Origin of the sequence: Photobacterium sp. OFAV2-7 (genome assembly GCF_022347985.1) — a bacterium.
Lineage (GTDB): Bacteria > Pseudomonadota > Gammaproteobacteria > Enterobacterales > Vibrionaceae > Photobacterium.
On record NZ_JAKRFQ010000647.1, the window covers coordinates 1 to 3,132 of the forward strand.

The 3,132-nt window shown below is 43.6% G+C and carries 3 protein-coding genes; 1 reads left to right on the forward strand and 2 read right to left on the reverse strand.

The genetic code is table 11. The features are described 5' to 3' along the window. Positions 1 to 139: 139 nt before the first annotated feature. Entirely contained in the window at positions 140 to 793 is a 654-nt protein-coding gene (locus MHN01_RS22340) for a hypothetical protein (RefSeq protein ID WP_239413530.1), read from the reverse strand. Between the two features lie 321 nt (positions 794 to 1,114). On the opposite strand from MHN01_RS22340, the gene MHN01_RS22345 reads away from it, so the two are divergent. Then, the gene (locus MHN01_RS22345; RefSeq protein ID WP_239413531.1) at positions 1,115 to 1,462 is read left to right on the forward strand and encodes a hypothetical protein; all 348 of its coding nucleotides are present in this window, start codon (positions 1,115 to 1,117) and stop codon (positions 1,460 to 1,462) included. Positions 1,463 to 1,565: 103 nt separating this feature from the next. On the opposite strand, the gene MHN01_RS22350 is transcribed toward MHN01_RS22345, so the two are convergent. Continuing rightward, complete coding sequence (locus MHN01_RS22350; RefSeq protein ID WP_239413533.1) at positions 1,566 to 2,843, reverse strand: NRAMP family divalent metal transporter; 1,278 nt, start codon at positions 2,841 to 2,843, stop codon at positions 1,566 to 1,568. Positions 2,844 to 3,132: the final 289 nt, after the last annotated feature.

Here is a 3,132-nt window from a genome sequence, read left to right on the forward strand (position 1 = left end):
CACGGGGATTTAAGGAGAGCAACAAAAACAAAAATGGCCATTCAAATTAATGAATAGCCAATCATTTATAAAAGTATTTCCCCGAGAATTTTCTGACTTTAGTGATAATTAAGTCAGAAAATTGCATAAATAATATTTGTTAAGTTTTGCTTGCAAGATCCTGGCTGAGATTCACATCACCGACACCGATTTCAATATTAATGTGATTTCTTCCTGTACCAGTAATCGTGAGCTGATCAGAAACGATTACTCGCTCCTTCACCAAATTGCCCTGCTCAAACCCGTGAACCTGAATTTCACCGACACCAACAGCAGCCCGGACATGCTCATAATCCGTGCTATTTACACCAACCCAAGCTGAACCAACACCGATATCTGCTGAGAGCGTCTGGCTAAAACCATTAATCTCCACATTACCGACACCAAGTTGAAGCTGCAGTGCGAGATCTTTTGGCACTGTCAATGTCCAGTCCTGACTGATCCCGTCTTCATCAATCATTAAATGCAGTGCCTGGTCGGTGACTTGCGTTGAAAGCACCAGAGCATCAAGATCAGTAGCAAAGAAAGACCACCCCGATGAATTGTCCTCGACGTCCACACGATAAGTCACAGCACCGTCATCAACAACTTGGACATTGACCATTCCAACCGGGACTTCCATTACCAACTTGTGCAGTGCCTGCTCGCTGGCATCGATGCTCCCCGTAAACGTCCGCTTATCTTTGGCTACCACAATATTACTTAAAGAAAACAGCGCTATGAAAACAATAAGTAAGCCAAATCCTTTCTTCATGTCGATTCCTTTAACCTTCGATATGATTATTGTCTTATGTTCATAGCAGGTAGCATGCCAGAAATATAAGCCTATATTTTCAACAGCTTACACAATTCACTCTGAAACATGCCTTTTCTTGGTGGTTATTTTAGCCACTACATGGCAAATATAACCACCCACACAATGCGATCCATATCCAGAGTTCGTCTCTAAGCACAAAGGAATAAGCATTTAATTGATCTGCATTAATATTGATATAAATGATTTACTCTACAGTGTCTGGCAAGTGACCGGGAAGGATAGAATTGATTTAAAATCAAAGATTAAGGATTGACCATTATGGAAAAACCACCAATATCGCTTTCACAGACTATTACATACCTCAAGCACTGCTCATCACAACTTATGACAAATCGCGCCATCTCTCCAGCCAGTCTCTCGGTTCAGCGCATTCATGAAATCGCCTCCATTGAATACCTCGAGCTCGATCGTGCATCCAAGCAAGTAACCAGTATTCAGAAAGACCTTTTCCGTGCGATTCATGCACTAGATGGTGATGATAAAGCCGCAGTAAGAGAAGCCCTCTTGGACATCATTTATCAATTAAACAGTGAGATCCTCGTGCCGGCATCCAAGGATGAGAACAAGGTTGACAAACTAGCTTGTGATCCTGCCCTTGCAGGATAAATCAAGGTAAACATTACGTATTAAAAAAGCCCTCGATTTGAGGGCTTTATAGTCACTGGTATTTGTTTGATTTTGGTCTGGATTTCGAAAACAGCCTATCGTGCTACATCAGCCACTTCCACCAAATAAACAAAGCCAGGAAACCAAACAGATACGTCAACCCAGCCCAAGACAGTACCTTCATCGTACGGCTCCACTGCAACGCTTTCGGTAAATCTGTTTTTGCCACCAGACGATAGTTCAGCAAAGCAAAGACAGGCGTCGTCATAAATGCCAGCACCATGGCGAAGTTCAGCAGCGGCATCAATGCCGAGCTAAAGAACACAATAATGCCCATTGCTGCAGCACTAACTATAATCATCCAGGTATTATGACAGCGACGTTGACCTTGCGCTTTTTTCTGAAGCAGGCGTTGAGATTCCGCCAGCGCACGCGAATAACCATCAATAACAGTAATCGTACTACCGAAAATACAGAAAAAGGCAATAACCGCAATTAGGTAACGAGACCACTCTCCAATTGTCGAAGCATACAAGCCAACAAGTTGGTGCGAGAAACCAATGCCCGAGCTTTTTAGTTCTGTACCTGTACCATGAAGAACCAGTGCCCCTAGTGACAAAAAGATAATGGCCAAAATAGCGGTTCCGATATAGCCAACATTAAAATCAAACAGCGCCGATTGTGCCGTTACCTTTTGCTCTTTCTGCTGACTCTTGAGCCAAAGCGAAGTCAGACACGAGATTTCAATCGGTGCTGGCATCCACCCCATCATAATAACGATGAAGCCAATAGAAGCGATTGACCAGGCTGAAGGCGCCTCAAAATCTGCAGGGGCTGCACTTCCGTTACCAGCCGCAATAACCACCGCAGACAAGGTTGCAATCACAAGTACTGCCATGATCATTTTTGACAATCCGTCCAGCGCCTTGTAATGACCTGCAAACAAAATGCTCAGACAGGCAGCCGCAACAATGGCAGACAGCACCGGAAGCGAAAGTGTAAACGGCAGAAAATAGCCAAGCAGGCTCGCACTAAATAGCAGCAATGCCGCTGTATTAACAATGGCTGATATGAGGCTTAGCCCGGTAAAAATCCAAAGGTAGCTACGTCCCATACTTTCATAGCCCTGGATCAGGCTATTTCCCGTTCCCATCGTATATTGGACCCCTGCACGGAAAAATGGGTATTTAAACAGGTTTACCAGCAAGATCAGTCCGGCAAGTTGCCAGCCATAAATAGCACCAGCTTTCGTTGATGCGACAAGGTGTGAGCCACCCACTGCCGCAGCTGCCATCATGATACCCGGGCCCAAAGATTGAATAAGTTGTTTTATGCTACTGCCGCCTTCGGCAGATGTTTGAATTGACGCTGTGTCAGACATAATCACATCCTGATGATTTTATTGTTCTAATAGTATTTTTGCCCTCCAATTTCTCGCAGTTTTATCCTCAATGATCAAGCCTGCCTCTCTGCCCATCAGTAACTATCACTGTGAGTCATACAATTTGCAGAGGATCATCTCTATCGAGAATTGTAATACTTATTGGTTGTCGGGCATTTGCAGCGAAAAAAACAATAAAAAAAAGTTTAATTTCAGTGTGATTTTTTTAGAGCAGTTAGGTGATTATTTTTTCACGCTTTTTTGTTTTACGGCTTATGCTTAGAGAAAG

What these genes read in the sequence shown, in the direction of transcription:
- MHN01_RS22340 (WP_239413530.1), bottom strand. Translation starts at nt 793, where the DNA reads ATGAAGAAAGGATTTGGCTTACTTATTGTTTTCATAGCGCTGTTTTCT.
- MHN01_RS22345 (WP_239413531.1), top strand. Translation starts at nt 1,115, where the DNA reads ATGGAAAAACCACCAATATCGCTTTCACAGACTATTACATACCTCAAG.
- MHN01_RS22350 (WP_239413533.1), bottom strand. Translation starts at nt 2,843, where the DNA reads ATGTCTGACACAGCGTCAATTCAAACATCTGCCGAAGGCGGCAGTAGC.